This window comes from Verrucomicrobiia bacterium (assembly GCA_036405135.1).
In the GTDB taxonomy this organism is placed as follows: Bacteria; Verrucomicrobiota; Verrucomicrobiia; order Limisphaerales; family JAEYXS01; genus JAEYXS01.
Genome location: DASWYF010000027.1, coordinates 1 through 17,028 on the forward strand (window position 1 = coordinate 1; position 17,028 = coordinate 17,028).

The 17,028-nt window shown below is 57.0% G+C and carries 20 protein-coding genes; 1 reads left to right on the top strand and 19 read right to left on the bottom strand.

Annotated features, from left to right (window positions below):
• Positions 1-302 precede the first annotated feature (302 nt).
• On the top strand, positions 303-1,220 hold the full coding sequence (locus VGH19_13720; GenBank protein ID HEY1172421.1) for an HDOD domain-containing protein: 918 nt from the start codon (positions 303-305) through the stop codon (positions 1,218-1,220).
• A gap of 21 nt (positions 1,221-1,241) precedes the next feature.
• Here the strand turns inward: VGH19_13720 and VGH19_13725 are convergent, their stop codons facing one another.
• The 19 genes from VGH19_13725 to VGH19_13815 all read right to left on the bottom strand — a co-directional run bounded on the left by VGH19_13725 (position 1,242) and on the right by VGH19_13815 (position 16,690).
• Positions 1,242-1,667, bottom strand: a complete 426-nt coding sequence (locus VGH19_13725; protein HEY1172422.1) for a VanZ family protein — start codon at positions 1,665-1,667, stop codon at positions 1,242-1,244.
• Positions 1,649-2,500 carry a D-amino-acid transaminase gene (gene dat, locus VGH19_13730; protein ID HEY1172423.1) on the bottom strand — a complete coding sequence of 284 codons (852 nt, stop codon included), beginning with the start codon at positions 2,498-2,500 and terminating at the stop codon, positions 1,649-1,651. Before dat ends, VGH19_13725 begins: the two co-directional genes overlap by 19 nt.
• Before the next feature lie 56 nt (positions 2,501-2,556).
• Entirely contained in the window at positions 2,557-3,444 is an 888-nt protein-coding gene (locus VGH19_13735; protein ID HEY1172424.1) for a sugar phosphate isomerase/epimerase family protein, read from the bottom strand.
• 12 nt (positions 3,445-3,456) lie between these two features.
• Positions 3,457-4,752 (bottom strand): Gfo/Idh/MocA family oxidoreductase, encoded by a 1,296-nt coding sequence (locus VGH19_13740; protein HEY1172425.1) that lies wholly within the window; start codon positions 4,750-4,752, stop codon positions 3,457-3,459.
• 208 nt (positions 4,753-4,960) lie between these two features.
• The gene (locus VGH19_13745) at positions 4,961-6,295 is read right to left on the bottom strand and encodes a Gfo/Idh/MocA family oxidoreductase (GenBank protein HEY1172426.1); all 1,335 of its coding nucleotides are present in this window, start codon (positions 6,293-6,295) and stop codon (positions 4,961-4,963) included.
• Between the two features lie 163 nt (positions 6,296-6,458).
• Positions 6,459-7,772 carry a sigma-70 family RNA polymerase sigma factor gene (locus tag VGH19_13750; GenBank protein HEY1172427.1) on the bottom strand — a complete coding sequence of 438 codons (1,314 nt, stop codon included), beginning with the start codon at positions 7,770-7,772 and terminating at the stop codon, positions 6,459-6,461.
• Positions 7,773-7,959: 187 nt separating this feature from the next.
• A complete protein-coding gene (locus VGH19_13755; protein ID HEY1172428.1) occupies positions 7,960-8,385 on the bottom strand; it encodes a YciI family protein in 426 nt (141 codons plus the stop codon).
• Between the two features lie 31 nt (positions 8,386-8,416).
• The gene (locus tag VGH19_13760) at positions 8,417-8,809 is read right to left on the bottom strand and encodes a YciI family protein (GenBank protein ID HEY1172429.1); all 393 of its coding nucleotides are present in this window, start codon (positions 8,807-8,809) and stop codon (positions 8,417-8,419) included.
• A 357-nt stretch (positions 8,810-9,166) separates the two neighbouring features.
• Positions 9,167-9,697, bottom strand: coding sequence for a VOC family protein (locus VGH19_13765; protein ID HEY1172430.1), 531 nt, complete (start codon positions 9,695-9,697; stop codon positions 9,167-9,169).
• 228 nt (positions 9,698-9,925) lie between these two features.
• Entirely contained in the window at positions 9,926-10,288 is a 363-nt protein-coding gene (locus tag VGH19_13770; protein HEY1172431.1) for a DUF1428 domain-containing protein, read from the bottom strand.
• A 44-nt stretch (positions 10,289-10,332) separates the two neighbouring features.
• Positions 10,333-10,719, bottom strand: coding sequence for a DoxX family membrane protein (locus tag VGH19_13775; GenBank protein HEY1172432.1), 387 nt, complete (start codon positions 10,717-10,719; stop codon positions 10,333-10,335).
• A 39-nt stretch (positions 10,720-10,758) separates the two neighbouring features.
• On the bottom strand, positions 10,759-11,214 hold the full coding sequence (locus VGH19_13780) for a DoxX family protein (protein ID HEY1172433.1): 456 nt from the start codon (positions 11,212-11,214) through the stop codon (positions 10,759-10,761).
• Positions 11,215-11,264: 50 nt separating this feature from the next.
• A complete protein-coding gene (locus VGH19_13785) occupies positions 11,265-11,714 on the bottom strand; it encodes a VOC family protein (GenBank protein ID HEY1172434.1) in 450 nt (149 codons plus the stop codon).
• A gap of 88 nt (positions 11,715-11,802) precedes the next feature.
• Complete coding sequence (locus tag VGH19_13790) at positions 11,803-12,312, bottom strand: SRPBCC domain-containing protein (GenBank protein ID HEY1172435.1); 510 nt, start codon at positions 12,310-12,312, stop codon at positions 11,803-11,805.
• 224 nt (positions 12,313-12,536) lie between these two features.
• Positions 12,537-12,833 (bottom strand): MoaD/ThiS family protein, encoded by a 297-nt coding sequence (locus VGH19_13795; protein ID HEY1172436.1) that lies wholly within the window; start codon positions 12,831-12,833, stop codon positions 12,537-12,539.
• Positions 12,830-13,990: an exo-alpha-sialidase gene (locus tag VGH19_13800; protein ID HEY1172437.1), complete on the bottom strand. Its 1,161-nt coding sequence runs from the start codon at positions 13,988-13,990 to the stop codon at positions 12,830-12,832. Before VGH19_13800 ends, VGH19_13795 begins: the two co-directional genes overlap by 4 nt.
• A gap of 155 nt (positions 13,991-14,145) precedes the next feature.
• Entirely contained in the window at positions 14,146-14,721 is a 576-nt protein-coding gene (locus tag VGH19_13805; protein ID HEY1172438.1) for an SRPBCC family protein, read from the bottom strand.
• A 245-nt stretch (positions 14,722-14,966) separates the two neighbouring features.
• The gene (locus tag VGH19_13810) at positions 14,967-16,352 is read right to left on the bottom strand and encodes an SRPBCC domain-containing protein (protein HEY1172439.1); all 1,386 of its coding nucleotides are present in this window, start codon (positions 16,350-16,352) and stop codon (positions 14,967-14,969) included.
• Positions 16,349-16,690 carry a metalloregulator ArsR/SmtB family transcription factor gene (locus tag VGH19_13815; protein ID HEY1172440.1) on the bottom strand — a complete coding sequence of 114 codons (342 nt, stop codon included), beginning with the start codon at positions 16,688-16,690 and terminating at the stop codon, positions 16,349-16,351. The genes VGH19_13810 and VGH19_13815 overlap by 4 nt, the downstream gene beginning before the upstream one ends.
• Between the last annotated feature and the right edge of the window lie 338 nt (positions 16,691-17,028).

The window sequence follows — 17,028 nt, forward strand, 5'->3', positions numbered from 1 at the left end:
GCGGGCTAAACTCACGAACTCAAGTCGTACACTCATCAGGTCTTTCACAGGCCATGGCATAATTACGACACACTCCCATACCTCTCCCATGTGTCCACCATGTCCCCGCACACCTGTCCACCTTGTACCCAGTCCATACACTCCCTTGGGGAGAAGGAGTCAACGTTTCCTACGTAAAGACGAATGATACCGCCCGGATTTTATTGTGTAATTTGCAAGGTGAGAACATGAAGATATAGAAGGCGGATTTGCACTTAAGTCGCAGAGCCGGATGGCCGATACAGCTTTGCCGACAGTCACCGATGAAAGAGACGTATATATTGGAGCGCGTTCATAGCCAGAAAACTTGGGTCAATCACAAGCTGGAAGAGGCGTTGTCATCGGAACATCTGGTGCCTTCGTTCAGCCGCACGGCAGCGCGGCTATGCACGCTGGTGAATGATCCCAATGTGGAGATGGACAAGATCATCGAGGTGATTTCGCTGGACCCGGGACTGGTCGCACGATTTTTGAAGGCGGCAAGTTCGGCCGTTGCAGGCGGCAACCGGCATTCATCAATCGATGAAGCTGTCTTTAGATTGGGATTGAAGGAGATCCGGCGCATCGCACTCACGGTGGGTGTGATGGGGCAATTTTCTCATCTGCGCGTGAAGGTGGACTGGTCCCGCTTTTGGCTGCACAGCATCTTGGTGGCGCGCCTGACAGAGAGGCTGGCGATGGGTTTCCGTGAGCCGACCGGGCATGAGTATCTTTCCGGGCTGGTGCATGACATCGGCAAACTGGTGATCGAGCACAGTTTTCCGCGTGAGTTCGAGACGATCTACCTTCGCGCTATGGAGCGGAAGTGCGGGCATCAGAAGCTGGAGTTCGATCTGCTCGGCACGGACCACAGTCAGATCGGGGCATCCATTTGCGAACAACTGCAATTGCATCCGCATATCATCAGTGCGGTGCGTTATCACCATCAGCCGGATGATGTGCATCACACGCAGGAGCCGGGCGGCGATGGTGGTTTCCTCGCCGCATGTGTCGCGGTGGCGAATGCGATGGCGAATCGTGCTCAGATCAACATCGATGGGGCGGATCAAACATTTGGAATGGAATTCGAGGAACTGCCTGAGTGGCAGTTCTTGAACCAGTTCGAGATGTCATACGGTCTGGAAGTGGACACGGAAGAGGAGTGCGCGCTGGCGCTGGCGGATCTGCAGGGGCTGAATTGAGAAAAAGCTTATGCCCGCTTCTTAGGGCTTTCCGCGAACGTCTTTGTTTTCATCTCGCATGACCCCCACCCTTCTCGCCAGCAAGGCAAAGCAATAGATCCCAAGGAAATCGAAGAGCAGATCCACCAGATCGAATGTGCGGGTCGGCACCCAGGCTTGAGATATCTCCTCCAGCACCACGATGACGGTAACGATGGCGCTGCCCAGCAGCCAAGGCCGTTTCAGGGCGGTAAACGTACGCAGTCCGCAGGCAAGATTTACCACGAATGAAAGTCCGCCCATCAGCACAAAATGGCCGATCTTATCGGCATCAGGGATTGCGCGTATCCACGTGAAGATAAAGCTGTAGTGACCGTCATTGGCCAGCATGACCACCAAGGCGATGATCAGAACATAGACTGCCGCCAGCCAGCGAAAGCGGCCGGTACTCAGGGTTGTTGACGACATAGATGCACGCATTGATCGAATGCGACCTGCAGCTTGCGGGTCACCGGCCCAGCCTGACCATGGGCAATTTTACTACCTTCCATCTCCACCACAGGCATCACTTCTACCGTGGTGCCCATGAGAAAAACTTCATCGGCGGTGAACAGATCTGTTTTACTAAAGGCCTCTTCTTGCAACGGGATGCCAAGTTGCGCGCAAAGTTTCACCACCACCTGACGCGTGATGCCGTTCAGGATGCCTGTAGTCAAAGGATGCGTGCGCACCACGCCGTCCTTCACGATGGCGACATTAGAGCGTGAAGCTTCGGTGACTAGGTCATCACGGAGCAGGATGGCTTCATCCGCACCTTGTTCACGAGCGGCTTGCGCGGCGAGGACATTGGCCAGCAAGGCAACCGCCTTGATGTCGCATCGTGTCCAGCGCAGGTCTGGATGAAATACGACACGGAAACCTTGCTTGAACTTCTCCACGTTACGCGGCAATTCCGTGACGTAACCGTAAACGGTGGCTTGCAGATCGGCAGGATAAGAGTGATTGCGTGGGGCAGCGCCTCGTGTGATCTGCAGGTAGACGTAGCCGTCCTTCGCCTCCATCCGGTTTCGCACGACAAGTTCCTGGCAGACTTTCTCGTAATCCAGCGCAGGCGGACGGCTTATGCGCAGTTCCGTGAGACTGCGATCAAAGCGTTGCCAATGAGCGGCGGCCTCGAAGAAGCGACCTTGATAAAAGCGCACAACCTCATAGACGCCGTCACCAAAGAGAAAACCGCGATCATCCGGCGAGATGCGCGCCTCGGCTTTCGGCAGGAACTGATGATTGAGATAGACGATCATCGCGCTCTAGGTAAGCACAGGCGCGCGGAGATGCAATCTCAGGGAATGGAGATGCGCTAAATCGCAAAAATCTTATCCACCCGACCAACCAAATCCTTGGCCGTATCGACGCTGTCCGCCTGATTGCCGGATTGCTCGGTGATGGCCCAACCCGTGTAGCCGATCTTGTCCAGCTCCGCCATGATGGCTGGCCAGTTGTTATCGCCTTCCAGCAGTTTGAAACCAAAGCCTGCGCCCGGCTTCTCGGCAGTCATGACTTTGGTGTTAAATTCTTTGATGTGCAGACGCACGATGCGTTTACCGATCACAGGAATCCACGTCTCCGCCGGGCTATAACGGCCCACATTGCCGATATCGAAATGCCAGCCCACCCATTCACTGTTGATGGCGTCGAGGTAATCCACGGCCTGCTGCGGCTTGATGATGAAATCATTCCACACGTTCTCGATGGCGATCTTCACACCGAGGTCTTTCGCGACGGGTACCGCTTTCTTCACTTCTTCGACAGAGCGTTTGAAGCAGTCTTCATAGCTCACGCCATTGCGCGCCACACCGGGCACAAGCAATACGGAGGTGGCGCCATAAGCCTTCGCGTCTTGCAGCGAAAGGACGAGGCCATCGTAACCGACCTGACGCACGGGAGGTGCGGGATCGCTGAGCGGCTTGGCCCAATGCGTGTGACAGCACACGCTCGCGGCTTCGAGGCCAGTCTCTTTCAGCGCGGCGATGACTTCGGCGCGGTCCATGCCGCCCATGGGTTCCACGCCTTCAAAGCCCGCCGCCTTCATGGCCTTGTACTTTTCCATCACTGTACCCTTCACCCCTATGGTGGAGTGCATGATGGCCTTGCGCAGCTTGCGCTTCGCAGCGAAGACATTGGAAGGCAGCAACGTCGAAGTCGCAAAGGCGGCTGCGGAAGTCAGGAGGAATGAGCGGCGATTCATAGATGTGTCTGCTTAAACGTATTTCGTGCGACCGGGCATGGCCAACGGCGGCACTTCGATGGGCGTGTTCCAATCTTTGATGTCCGGCACGAGCACTTGCTTCGAGTTCAAAGCCATATCCCAAGTGATCTCCAAGCCCGTGTAACCGGCGGTGCGGCCCATGATGCCCATGAGCGTGCTGTTCACCATGCGGTCGCCATCGTTGATGGGATTGCCCGCGCGGATGGAGGCGTACATCTCATCGTGTTCCACCTGATACATGTCGGGCGTAGGTCCCTCGTAACGCCACGGATTCTCACCCGTGATCTGCACGCGGCCACGCGCGATGCTGGCGATGCCCTTGGAACCGATGACGCTCAGATTGTTCTCACCGTAGCAGCCGGTGATCTGACGCTGGGCGAGGAAGCCGCGCACGCCGTTCGGCCACTCGAAGTTCACCTCGATATGGTCGTAGATGTTGCCGCCTTCAGCAGGGATCTGCCGACCGCCGATGGCGGTGCATTTGCTGGGGGGCACATCTTTCATGGCCCAACCAAGCCAGTCCACGGCATGGATCGCCTGCTCGACGAGGCCGTCACCGGAGAGCCAGTTGAAGTTATACCAGTTACGCACCATCCACTCCATGTCCGTGATGCCTGCGGGCCGGGTATCGGCGGGCGGCATGGGCTTCACGGGGCTGGTGAGATAGGTGCCATAAATCGCGCGCACTTCACCGATCTGGCCTTCGTGGATGCGCTTGAACAGTTCGCGCCGCGGAGAATCGTAACGCCAGCAATAGCCCGCCACTACGGCGAGCTTCTTTTGCTTGGCCAGCTTCACCGATTCGATCACGGAACGGATGCCCGGAGCGTCGGTGGCCATGGGTTTCTCCAGGAACACATGCTTGCCCGCTTCGATCGCGGCGCGCAGATGTTGAGGGCGGAAACCCGGAGGCGTGGTGAGGATGACCACGTCCACACCGGAGCCGATGACCTTCTGATAAGCATTGAGCCCCTCAAACTGGCGTTCGGCGGGGACGTTAAATTTTTCGGGGTTGTCCGGAAGATTCTTCTTAAGGCTCGTCAGGCTCTTGTCCATCTGGCTCGCGAAGACGTCGCCCATAGCATACAGCTCCACGTTGCTATCCGCCTTCAATGCCTGTAAGGCCGCACCAGAGCCACGCCCACCGCAGCCGATGAAGCCGATGCGCAATTTATCACCCGGGCCTGCGGCTTTCGTGATGGTAGGGATGGTTGCCAGCGCGCCACCAATGGCCACCGTGGAAGAGGTCTTCAAAAAATCGCGACGAGAAGTAGATGTCGGTTCCATATGGATTGGCTCAGGATTGGAAAAGAAAGTAGGTCTTTATTCGTTGCTACGTCAAGCGGCATGCACCGCCACAAAACCAGACGCCCGTGATTAGAAGAACCTTCAAAGAGAAATTCAAGCGCGGTTCCTATCACCGCATGAAACTGCTTCATGAAAAAAGCCCCAAGCCATTGATGGCCTGAGGCTTCTTGCAAAATGACCGTTTATTTTAGATCAGCGGTGTGATGCCCGGCAAGGCGATCGGAACCTCAGGCAGTTTGCTGTCCCACGTCAGGTTCTTCGGGAAGGAATCTTCCTTGGAGTTAATCACTTGTTCCCAAGTGATCTCTTTGCCCGTGTAGGCAGCCATGCGGCCCATGATGCCCATCGCGGTGGCCTTGATGAAGCGTTCCGAGGTGTTGATCGGGTTGCCCGCGCGGATGGAGGCGAACAGCTCGTTGTGTTCCGTCTGGTAACCGTCATCCTTGAAGCCCTCTGGAGCACGATAGCGCCAGCGGTTTTCGCCACGGATTGTATGCACCTTGCTCGCGCTCTCACCATCGTAAACACCCTTGGTGCCGAACACGCGATCGGCCACGGAGTTCCAGCAGCGATCGATCTGGCGGCTGTAATGGTAGCCTGGGGTGCCGTCTTCCCAGCGGTATTCCACGGCAAAATGATCGAACACATTGCCGAACTTCGCATCCGTGCGGACCTGGCGGCCACCGTGGGCCACCGCTTTCACCGGAGCCACGTCTTTCATCGTCCAGAGCATCTTGTCGATGCTGTGGATGGCCTGTTCCACGATGCCGTCGCCGGAAAGCCACCAGTAGTAGTGCCAGCGGCGCATTTGGTATTCGACTTCGTTCGGCGTGTTCTCCCGGGTGACGTTCGGATAACGGTCCGTGCCCGCGGAATTGTAAGTAGAATAGACCGCGAGCACGTCGCCGATCGCACCTTCATGGATTTTCTTGTAAGCTTCGCGATTCGCCTGCGTCCAGCGCCAGACGAAGCCGTCCACCATCGCCAGTTTTTTCTGTTTGGCGATCTCGGCGCTCGCGAGCACGGAGCGCAGGCCGGTGCCGTCCACGGCCATGGGTTTCTCGGTGAAGATGTGTTTGCCCGCTTTGACGGCGGCTTCGATGTGTTGCGGACGGAATCCTGGAGGGGCGGTGAGGATCACTACGTCCACGCCGCTGTCGATGACCTTTTGGAAGGCGTCGATGCCCACGAACTGGCGCTCCGGCGGGACATTGAACTTCTCCGGCTTGTCCTTCATGTAGGTCTTCACGCCGTTGAGGCTCTTATCCATGTTCTCCTTGAAGGCATCGCCCGTGGCGAAGAGTTCCACGTTGCTATCCGCCTGGAGGGCCTGCACGGCGGCACCTGCGCCACGACCGCCGCAGCCGACCCAGCCGAGCTTGAGCTTGTCGCCGCCGGCCTGGGCCCGGGTGATGCTCGGAAACGAAACGGCCGAGGCCAAAGCGCTGGCGGTGAGCACCGCGCCGGAAGAAGTCTTGAGGAACGAACGACGATTGATGGAGGAGTCAGGAGGCTGATTCATATTCAAGGGTTCTCGTAAAAGGCTGTTTTAGACCCGTCACCGGTAGCGTCAAGCTTCGCTTCTCGCCGGGATGGCACGACCAGCCACCAGATAGACGATGGAACAGGCCGAAGTATTCGGTCAAGAGAGGGAATTTCTATGCCCTGTGATATGGAAAGGCAACCTACGAAGTCACCGCAGCCCGTTGCTGCTCACATTCCTGCAACCGTTTGGTGAGGAGGGATTGTTCGGATTTTACCTCGGTGAGTTCCAAGGCCTTGCGCAAGTGATCGCCAGCGGAAGCGAAGCGGCTCAACTGCACTTCAAAATCTGCGCGTACGGCGTAGAAGAGGTAATAGGAATTGAGCGGTTGTTGGTTGCGGATGGCTTCGAGGGCTTTGATGCCCGCTTCAGGACCGTGAACATTGGCGACAGCGACAGCGCGGTTCAGGGCGATGACGGGGGAATCATCGAATGACACCAGGCGATCGTAGAGCGAGAGTATCTGCGCCCAATCAGTGGATTGATAATCCTTCGCCGTGCCGTGGCAGGCCGCGATGCCCGCTTGCAGATGGTATTCACTTAAATCATCACCCGTGGCAGAGCGGCTGAGGTGCATGATGCCGTGAACTACCAATGTCCTGTCCCAGAGCGAACGATCCTGATCACGCAGCAGCAGGATATTGCCCTCGCTGTCCATGCGTGCCTTGAGTCGTGCGGCGTTCAGATACATGAGCGCGGCGAGGGCATGGACGCGCGGCTGATTGCCGATGGGATGCGCGGTGAGCAAGGTCGTGAGGCGGATGGCTTCCTTACACAGTTCTTCGCGAATGAGATTCTCGCCGCTGGAGGCTTTGTAGCCTTCGTTGAAAAGCAGGTAGAGCGTTTGCATCACGCTCTCCAAACGCACGGTCGCCGCTTCACCCGTGGGGATCTCGAATTGGATCTCCAGCTCGCGGATGCGTTGACGTGCGCGCACGAGACGCTTGGCGATGGCGGCTTCACTGGTAAGAAAGGCTTTCGCGATCTCCTCCGGGCTGAAACCGCACAGGGTTTTCAGCGCGAGCGCAATCTGGGCATCCGCTGGAATCTGCGGATGGCAACACGCGAACATGAGGCGCAGGCGCTCGTCCTTGATCTCGTGATCGTGGGAATCGGGATCATCGGCATCCGCCGACCATTGCTCCATGAAGGCGATGATCTGCGGCTGCTTGTCGTGAAAATTCTTTTCACGTCGTACGAGATCTAGCGCAAGGTTTTTTGCTGTTTGCGTGAGCCATGCGGCTGGATTTTTCGGCACGCCGTAATACGGCCACGTCTTCAACGCCTTGATGAGTGATTCCTGCACCACGTCCTCGGCGAACTGCAAACGGTCCATGCCGAAGATGCTCGTGAGCACGGACACGAGACGACCGGCCTCATGACGGAAAAGATGCTCCGCCAGCCCGGAGATGTCTTGGGCTGGCGGTGCGGGAGAATTGGTGGCGGTATCACTCATGGTTGATGATGTTCGTCCTTCTCCCCTCGGAGGGGAGAAGGATTGAGGATGAGGGGTGCCCCTCAATCAGTATATCTGTGTACGAAAACCCGGCACCCCTCACCCCGGCCCTCTCCCCTCCGAGGGGCGAGGGAGATAGTATGGGTGCACTTCTTAAGCATTTTCGTTTTGGAAGTTCATAGCCTGCTCACGCGCAGGCTTCAGCGGTGGTAACGCCTGCTTCTTTAGCCGCCCGGGCACGCATGCCGCAGATGTCCGCTACCGGACGCACTTCCACCACGAGCCCATATGGGAGCGCGGGGCACATCTGCGCGATGGCGATCGCTTCGTCCTCACCAGAGACACGCAGATAGAAGTAACCGCCGATGGCTTCTTTCGATTCCGCGAAGGGACCATCCGCCACAGACTTGCCGTTCTTGCCGGAGACGAGTTTGCCTTCGTTCTGCAACGGGTGACCGGAGAGGGCCTTGCCTTCCTGCTTCAAGCGCTCGAACCACGCCATCCAGTCGGCCACGACTTTCTGGAGCTGTTCGGGCGAGAGGCCTTTGTCCCAGGCGTTGCCGCGGAAGAGCAGCATGTAATCGGCAGATGGTTCAGTGGGTGTCGTGCTCATAAGGTTATGTCGCGTGAGGTTGTGGTTTCTGTCAAGCCGTGGCGAGGGCGAGTTGTTCTTTGGCGCGCTGGTAAGTGGCGCATTCCTCGGCCAGCGGACGTACCTCGATGGAGCAACCATGGGCCAAGTTCGGAAATCCGCGCGCGATCTCCGTAGCCTCCTCCAAGCTGGCTGCCTGGAGGATGAGGTAGCCGCCAATGGTCTCTTTGGATTCCACAAAAGGGCCATCGGATATCGTGGCTTTCTTGCCGGAGACGGTTTTGCCTTCCGCGCCCAAGGGCTGGCCGCCTTTCACGCGGCCTTGCTGATGGAGGCTCTCAAACCAGCGCATGGTCTGGCTCATGACGCGTTGGATCTCCTCGGGCGAAAGGCCTTTGTCCCAGTCCGCACCGCGGATGAGGAACAGATAATTGTTTGTGCTCATGTCTTTTATGGCGAAACGGGTGGGTTAATCTGCCCGCTTCAATGATACGACGAACGGGGAATGGGATTTAGGACAAGGGGGTGAAGAATAGTTTAATATCGCTTTAGCTATGTCTTTGGCCCAACGGGCCAACAGATTCCAGCCCAAGGCAGACCGATAGCGGTCTGCCTTGGGTATTGGAGTTAGGAAGCCAGCGGACTGAAAGGTCGCAAGAGCTCTAGTGTCCCTACAGGAAACATCGTTATTAACATAATGCCACCCAGGGCAATCGCCACTGAGATGTGGCGTTTGCCCTGGGCTAGAATCTATTGGCCCGTTGGGCCAAGTCACTTGCGTCACGCACCGTGTGAAGACGATTTACTTTTTCACCGTTTTCTTCGCTTTGGCAGCGGCTTCGAGGGTAGCAATGTCCAGTTTTACCATCTTGAGCATGGCGGACATGACGCGGTTGGCTTTTTCTTTGTCTTTGCTGAGGATCAGCTTGGACAACTGGCGCGGCACGACCTGCCAGCAGAGGCCGAACTTGTCTGAGAGCCAGCCGCATTGCTGGGCCTGCCCGCCGACGAGGAGCTTGTCCCAATAGTAATCCACCTCCGCTTGCGTGCCGCAATCGATGGAGAAGGAGATCGCAGGTGTGAACTTGAAATGCGGGCCGCCGTTCAAGGCGATGAAGTCCTGGCCTTCGAGGCGGAACTTGATGGTCAGCACGGAACCGGGTTTGCCGTGCCCGGCTTCAGTGTAATGCGACACGTTCAGCACTTTGCTTTTCTTGAAGATGGAACGGTAAAACGCCACGGCTTCTTCGGCATTGTCATCGTACCACAGGCAGGGCGTGAGTTTCTGACCGGAGGCGGCGGTGGCTTTGATCTTGGTCGGTTTCGTTTTCATAGGATGTATCGGTTTCAATATAACGACGAATGGGGATGCGGGCGGAGGACGGGGAATTTGTTCAACCGAATGGGGACAAACGAATGAGATTAGGGGATGGCGTTTGTGCGCTGGCGGAGCTGTATGGGAGTCTACTTTGCTTAAGGGAGTTGCTGCGACTCGGAGAGTCGCGCTCCAAAGAAAATGCGGCGTGAACCTTTATGGTTCACGCCGCATTGGGTGCGAAAACTACTTCGCTTCGACGGCGATCTTGAAGCCGCCGTAGGTCATGCGTTTGCAGTCGAACGGCATGTCTTCCGGGGTGCACATCTCGTTCAGGCGAGGGTCTGCCATTACTTTCTTGTTCACCTTGTCGCGGTGGGCGCGGGACTTGTAAACGATCCACGCGAACACCACGGTTTCGCCAGCCTTGGCGTTTGCCAACTTGGGAAAGGGGACTCCCATCTTGCTTTTCAGGTCGTCGCCCACCGCTTCGTAATATTCCAGAGCGCCGTGGTCTTTCCAGACTTTCGAGGCCTTCTTCGCGATCGCGAGATATTGCTTCAGTTTCTTTTTCGGCACGGCGAGGACGAATCCATCTACATAGTTCATGATGTTTTCCTTTTTCTTGGTTGGTTTTGTTTTCGTGAAAATCTTTAAGTGATGATCTTGCTGGCGAGCAGCGTGGTGTAGTTCTTCCGGCAGGCGTAGGCAAGGAAGAGGTTCATCGCGAGGACGACTATACCGGTGATCATGCCTTCGGGAGCGGTGAAGATATGAAAGAAGAAGATGTTCAGCGTGACGGGGAAAATCATCACCGTAGCCAGTGGAACGAAACGGCCGGAGATCAATAACAGGCCGCACACCAGTTCAGTGATTTTGATGAACGGAAACAGATACTTCGTGGCGATGGCGCCTTCCATGAATTCCTTTACTGCACCTGTTGGTTCTGGAGCTTTAACCAGATTGAACAGAACGACGATTGCGGAAAAGGCGTAGAGCAATCCCAATAATACACGAACAATAATGGTAGCGATTTTCATTTTATTGATCCCAATTTAACACCCCGGAAAACCAAACCTCTAACGGACGGTAAGCCCAGGCACTTTTTCACCAAATATCACTTTATCCAAGGAGAACCGGCCTGGTCCGGCGAGCAACAGTAGCAGCGCGACGGTGAGATACACACCGGCCAGTTCATAAGAACCGCCGCCCGTATTCGATACGAACGGATCACCCTTCGCGATCATGTGCGTGTGCACCGCCACGGCCATGGTGCACAGGATGCCGAAGGATGCTAGGGGTATCAGCGCCCCTAGCATCCAGGCGAGGCCGCCGCCAAATTCGGAGACGGCGGCGAGCATCTGCAAATAGCCGGGCATCTTTGCATCCGGTCCCATCCACTCGAACGGTTTCTGGATCTTGCCCCAGCCGTGGAACATGAACGCTAGTCCCACCACGAGCCGCAGCAGCAATAATCCGATAGAGGTGCGGTTATCCAATGCCAGTGGCTGAAATAATCTCAGGAACTTTACCATACGACGCGTAATTGAGGTTAAACCCCAATATACGCGCGATTTGGCATCGCTCAAGGCATCGGGGCCGGAACGATGACCATCCAGTTGATACCGAACTTGTCCACGACCATGCCGAAACACGGGGAGAAAAACGTCTTGGTCAGTGGCATATGCGGCTGGCCACCTTCGGCGAGCGCATTGAAGGCGCTCTTGGCCTCGGCTTCCGTCGGAAAGCTCAGAGAGAGCGAGATGCCTTGGAACGTGGCCTTGCCCGAGCACATGCCGTCCGAGACCATGATCATGGATTCGCCGACGAAAAAGCTCGAGTGCATCACTTTATCCGCAGGCGGAGGCGTGCCACCACCGGGACAGCCTTCATTGCCGGGAGGCGCGTCCTTGAAACGCATGAGCATGCCGGCCTTCGCGCCGATGGCCTTGGCGTAGAAGTTCAGTGCTTCTTCGCAACGGCCTTCGAAGCAGATGTAAGGGTGGACGATAGGGTTCTTGATGGGTGCAGTCATATTTTTAATTTTTATTTCGATCTTCAACATTACAACGAACGAAGATTTCGATTTAGGACAGGTGATGTGAATTTCCTGAAAATTATTTTCAGGCCTTTTCCCAAAGCGCGTTCAGGGTCTGCGCGAGATCGGTATCCAAGCGATCGAGCATCTGAAGCCAGCTCGGGTGCGCGCCAGTGCGTTTGGCGAGGGCTTCATCCACGGTCTGATGGAGCGTGAGGCGGGTTTGGCCGTCCACATCTTCGAAGATGACGGTGAGAACCGTTTCCGCAGGCCACGTCGGGTCCATGCCTTTGGTGGAGGGATCGATGCGCTGGCCGCGTTCATCGGCGATGGCCATGGTGTAAACGATGCGTTCGTTCGGCGTGATCTCGCGGTAATCGCCCACGCACCAGCACTCGTAACCATCCGGCGTGCGAATGCAGGAGTGGAAGCTGCCGCCTGCGCGAAACTCCAGGCGCTTGAACTGGATGGTGCAGCCGTTTGGTGCGAACCAGCGGCTGAGATGCGCGGTATCACTCCACGCGCGAAAAACGAATTCGCGTGGGGCATCGAAGAGACGAGTGATGTGGACGTGATTGGGAGCGGAGGGATTCATGGTGAAAGATTAAATGTTTCGATGCGTTCCTCTCCCTCGCCCCTCGGAGGGGAGAGGGCCGGGGTGAGGGGTGCCGGAGTTGCCCGAGAATAATACACTTTCAAATGACGGGCACCCCTCATCCTCATTCCTTCTCCCCTCCGAGGGGAGAAGGAGGATTGAGCGCGTTTTACTTCTAGCGGCGCTGACTGTCTGTGCTGTTCTTTGGCAATTCATGCGATCTCTCAGCCACCGGCCATGGCGCCGATGATGAGGAAAGGCTCGGTGCCATTGAGGACGGGTTCGGGGAGTTTGGTTTCCGCGGGTTCGTGTGAGAGGTCTTCCTTACACGCGTAGTAGCGGACAAAAGGACGACGCTTCAACGTGCCGTGATCGCGGATGGTGCCACGCAGCATGGGATACTTGGATTCGAGCGCTTCGAGCACATGGCCGATCGTGGCGTCGTTTCCGAGATCGAGCGTCACTTCGCCTTCGATGCGCGCGAGGTTTCGCAGGTGATATGGGAGCGTGACGCGGATCATGGCAGCGTTTGGACTTCCACGGACAGCACGGCGGGCAGATCGCGCACGATGGCGCGCCAGGTGTCGCCGCCATCGGGTGAGCAATAGACTTGTCCGCCGGTGGTGCCGAAGTAGATGCCGCAGGAATCGAGGGAATCCACGGCCATGGCGTCGCGGAGAACATTCACGTAGCAATCCTTTTGCGGGAGACCGTTCGTGAGCGCTTCCCATTCGTTGCCACCGGTGCGGCTGCGATAGACGCGGAGCTTGCCCTCGGGCGGGTAATGCTCGGAATCACTCTTGATAGGGACGACGTAAATCGTTTCCGGTTCGTGCGCGTGGACGTCGATGGGGAAACCGAAATCGGACGGCAGGTTGCCGCTGACTTCGTGCCAGAGTTCACCGGCGTTATCGCTGCGCATCACGTCCCAATGCTTTTGCATGAAGAGCACATCGGGGCGCGATGGATGAATCGCGATGCGATGCACGCAGTGACCGACTTCGGCATCGGGATCGGGGAGTTCGTATTGGGACTTCAGCCCTTTGTTGATGGGCTTCCACGTCTTGCCACCGTCATCGGTGCGGAAGGCTCCGGCAGCGGAGATGGCGATGTAGATGCGGTCCAAGTTTTTCGGATCTTGGATGATGGTGTGTACGGCCATGCCGCCCGCGCCGGGTTGCCAGAGATCACCTTTCGCCTGACGGAGACTCGGCATCTCCTGCCACGTCTTGCCGCCGTTCAAGCTCTTGAAGATAGCGGCGTCTTCTGCGCCCGCGAAGACGATATCGGGATCGTTCAACGAAGGTTCGAGATGCCAGACGCGTTTGAATTCCCACGGGTGCTGCGTGCCGTCATACCACTTGTGCGTGCCGACGTTGCCAGCGTAGGTGAAGTTGTTGCTCTGGCCGGTGGGCATACCGGATGGATCGGGCGTCGGTTCGCCGCCGGGAGTGGTCCACGTTTTACCGCCGTCATCGGAGCGCTGGATGATCTGGCCGAACCAGCCGCTGGTCTGCGAGGCGAAGATGCGGTTCGGGTCCACCGGCGAACCCTTCAGGTGATACATCTCCCAACCGGCGAAATGCGGGCCGGTGACGGACCAGTTCTCGCGCTTGCCATCGGCGGTCAGAATGAACGCGCCTTTTTTAGTGCCGACTAATACACGTACGCTGCTCATGGTTTTCTCCTAGTATTAACTTGTGATGAAATTGTTTTTCAACGAACTGGAAAACGACGGGCACCCCTCACCCCGGCCCTCTCCCCTCCGAGGGGCGAGGGTGGTGGGAGCTTCGATGTTATTTCTCATCTTCTGCATGACGGATATGTCGGGGTTTACTTTTTAGCTTCCGTTTCTACGATTGTTTTCAGATCGGCGAGGCCTTTTTCGAACTGGTCGCCGATCATCTTGTCCATGCTCATGAAGAGGCCCATGACCTTGGACATAAGGTTACATTTGCCAGACATGCTCCAGGTGACGGTCGTTTTGTCGCCTTCGGGTTTGAAGGTGAAAGCGGCGTCGCTGGTGCCGGCCATGGGTTTATACATGTCCAAACGGAAACGGACGGCTTCGTCGGGTTTGCTTTCGGTGACGGTCATCTTGCCCGAGCCGACCTGATTGTTCCCCTCCCATGAGTAACTGGCGCCCACGCCAGCCGAGGGACCGTCGTAGGTGAGTTTCATATTGGGATCGAGCTTGCCCCAAGGGTTCCACGCTTCCCATTTCTTGATCGTATTGACGTGAGTGAAGATGGCTGAGGCCGGAGCGGCCATGGTGGCGCTGCGGGAGACGCTGTATTCGTCGGGTTGCCGGGAAGCAGCGATCAGGAGGATGCCGATGAGGGCCACGATCGCGATCATGGCGATCATAAGCTTGGAACGCTTCTTCGGTTTGGTTTCGGTTTCAGGCATAGATTTTTAATTTCAGTTTCTATGGCTACGACGAACGGCATCCCCGGGGGAGGACATATAGATACACTTTTTCTTAAGATTGTCAGGCCGAAGCTTTTTTAGGGATGGGTTATTAGGGGACGTTGGGCAGTTCGTAGTGGCGGTGGGCTCGCTCACCCCTCACCCCGGCCCTCTCCCCGTTGAGGGGAGAGGGTGGAGCATTTGATGTCTCACAGCGTATTTGAGCGCATGGCTCTTGTTATGTCTTACTTCGTGTTCGCCAGATAGATTGCGAGCTGTTCCCACGAGGCGCCGAAGCCTTGTTGCATGCTGCTGTGGTGTTCCAAATAGACCTGTTGCTCGGCGGCGGTAGCGTTAAAGGGCACGCCGCGCAGGGTCAAGGTGGTCTTTCCGGCTTGTTCGGTGAGCGTTAACACTTTGAGCATTTGCAGGGGCCAACCGGCGTGGCCGGGGTGGCGGGTGATGCCGCCTTTCTCGTCCGAGAAGGAGAGGAGGAAGATGAGGCGCTCGGGGGCGACGATCTCGCGGTAGGTGAATTTGCCCCACATGGTCATATCGCCGGGGCCGCTCATGCCGTAGTGATAGGCACCGCCGGGACGGAGGTCCACGGTAGCTTGGTTCATCTTGAAGCCAGTCGGGCCCCACCAGTGCAGTAGGCAATCGGCCTCGGTGAAGGCGCGCCAGACGAGTTCGCGCGGGGCATCGAAGGTGCGGGTGATGACGAACGGCTCCTTCGCGGCGGCGAAGGCGAGCTGTTCCTCGAAGCGTTCCAAGGTCTGAATCGCGCCCTCGATGGCACCGTAGGTCTTGACGATGAAATCGCGAGAATCGGCGCTCTGGAACACGCTGCGCATGGTGACGCGCGTCTGCGCGCCTTCCGTCACGAAAGTGGTGACGACTTCGAACTTATGCGGGTAATCCTCCGCACCCGTACCGTGGCTGTAGCTGAGGCGTTCACCCACGATGACTTCATGATAGGTCATCTCGTTCGGGTAATCGGTGCCATCGGGGCCGTGCATGGTGTAGCGCCAGATGCCACCCGCTTTCAGGTCATGCGCGTGGGTGGTGGTGCGGAAGCCGCGCGGTCCCCACCAGTTCGTGATGTGCTTGGGATCGGTGAAGGTTTTCCAGACGAGGTCGCGCGGTGCGGAGAAGAGTCGCGTGGTGACGATCTCGCGCGGGGCCACAGGATTTTCTGCGAGATACTTTTCCAGCATGGGCCCGATGATATCGGTCCAACCGGCTTCGAAGTTCGAGCGGGCGAAGGATTCGAGTTTTGGGAAGGTATCGAGGCCCGTGTGGGTAACGGTCACGCGGGTTTGCGGGCCTTCGGGCTTGAGTTCAAAGGTGACGAGTGAATCGCCTTCGTAGCCCGCATAACGCCAGGTGTAGGCGATCAGTTTGTGCGGCACGGCTTCGGTAACGCGGCAGTGGTGGAGGAAGTCGTTGCCCTTGCCATCGGGGCAGGTGAATTCAAATTCAAAGCCGACCTCGGGCTTGAAGCCGCTCAGGGGAAAGAGCCAGAAGCGGAGGGCATCAAGCGAGGTGAGCGCGTGCCAGACGCGCTCCACGGGAGCGGCGAAGGTGCGGGAGATGGTGACAGTCCCGGCATTAGGGGCAGAGGAGTTCATTTCGTTTGGTCCTGTTTTTGCAGTTCTTTCAGATAGTCGTCCAGGCGGTCGAAGCTTTGTTCCCAGAAGATGCGGTAGGCCTCGAGCCAGTCCACAGCTTCCTTCATGGGCTTGGCCTCGATGCGGCAGGGTCGCCATTGGGCGTTGCGTCCGCGCGTGATGAGCTTGGCGCGCTCCAGCACTTTCAGGTGCTTGGAGACAGCAGGCAGGCTCATGCGAAACGGCGCAGCGAGATCATTCACCGAAACCTCACCCTCCGTGGCGAGCCGCGAGAGGATCGCGCGCCGGGTGGGATCGGCGAGGGCGGCGAAGGTGGCGCTGAGATGGTCGGTGGGCATCTTGGGTTCGATTATGTATTTAACTGTTTGGTTAAATAATATGTAATAAAACAAATGTCAAGACGGCGATGAGGAGATTACTCCACGGGTCTTAGCTACTGGTGGCAACAGCTTGCAGGAGGAGAAGTGCTTTGCGTAGTATCCGTACTAGCCAATATGAGTGAGGGCACATTTACCCGCGATGTCTTTCTGAGATACGGCTCCAAAGGTAAGGTGATTGTACGCTATAGAGCAGAGCGGTTGATGAAGAATGAATATATTGAGGTTCGACGACAGCTCTCATCAACGGCTAACTGACGTAATTCCTTAACAGGAACAGGCAATCAGAACGCTGAATT

Coding starts and splice junctions, on each gene's coding strand:
- VGH19_13780 (HEY1172433.1), bottom strand. CDS start 11,214: ATGGTAAAGTTCCTGAGATTATTTCAGCCACTGGCATTGGATAACCGC.
- VGH19_13725 (HEY1172422.1), bottom strand. CDS start 1,667: ATGTCGTCAACAACCCTGAGTACCGGCCGCTTTCGCTGGCTGGCGGCA.
- VGH19_13760 (HEY1172429.1), bottom strand. CDS start 8,809: ATGAGCACAAACAATTATCTGTTCCTCATCCGCGGTGCGGACTGGGAC.
- VGH19_13790 (HEY1172435.1), bottom strand. CDS start 12,312: ATGAATCCCTCCGCTCCCAATCACGTCCACATCACTCGTCTCTTCGAT.
- VGH19_13810 (HEY1172439.1), bottom strand. CDS start 16,352: ATGAACTCCTCTGCCCCTAATGCCGGGACTGTCACCATCTCCCGCACC.
- VGH19_13720 (HEY1172421.1), top strand. CDS start 303: ATGAAAGAGACGTATATATTGGAGCGCGTTCATAGCCAGAAAACTTGG.
- dat (HEY1172423.1), bottom strand. CDS start 2,500: ATGATCGTCTATCTCAATCATCAGTTCCTGCCGAAAGCCGAGGCGCGC.
- VGH19_13775 (HEY1172432.1), bottom strand. CDS start 10,719: ATGAAAATCGCTACCATTATTGTTCGTGTATTATTGGGATTGCTCTAC.
- VGH19_13745 (HEY1172426.1), bottom strand. CDS start 6,295: ATGAATCAGCCTCCTGACTCCTCCATCAATCGTCGTTCGTTCCTCAAG.
- VGH19_13815 (HEY1172440.1), bottom strand. CDS start 16,690: ATGCCCACCGACCATCTCAGCGCCACCTTCGCCGCCCTCGCCGATCCC.
- VGH19_13750 (HEY1172427.1), bottom strand. CDS start 7,772: ATGAGTGATACCGCCACCAATTCTCCCGCACCGCCAGCCCAAGACATC.
- VGH19_13785 (HEY1172434.1), bottom strand. CDS start 11,714: ATGACTGCACCCATCAAGAACCCTATCGTCCACCCTTACATCTGCTTC.
- VGH19_13770 (HEY1172431.1), bottom strand. CDS start 10,288: ATGAACTATGTAGATGGATTCGTCCTCGCCGTGCCGAAAAAGAAACTG.
- VGH19_13755 (HEY1172428.1), bottom strand. CDS start 8,385: ATGAGCACGACACCCACTGAACCATCTGCCGATTACATGCTGCTCTTC.
- VGH19_13740 (HEY1172425.1), bottom strand. CDS start 4,752: ATGGAACCGACATCTACTTCTCGTCGCGATTTTTTGAAGACCTCTTCC.
- VGH19_13805 (HEY1172438.1), bottom strand. CDS start 14,721: ATGCCTGAAACCGAAACCAAACCGAAGAAGCGTTCCAAGCTTATGATC.
- VGH19_13765 (HEY1172430.1), bottom strand. CDS start 9,697: ATGAAAACGAAACCGACCAAGATCAAAGCCACCGCCGCCTCCGGTCAG.
- VGH19_13800 (HEY1172437.1), bottom strand. CDS start 13,990: ATGAGCAGCGTACGTGTATTAGTCGGCACTAAAAAAGGCGCGTTCATT.
- VGH19_13795 (HEY1172436.1), bottom strand. CDS start 12,833: ATGATCCGCGTCACGCTCCCATATCACCTGCGAAACCTCGCGCGCATC.
- VGH19_13735 (HEY1172424.1), bottom strand. CDS start 3,444: ATGAATCGCCGCTCATTCCTCCTGACTTCCGCAGCCGCCTTTGCGACT.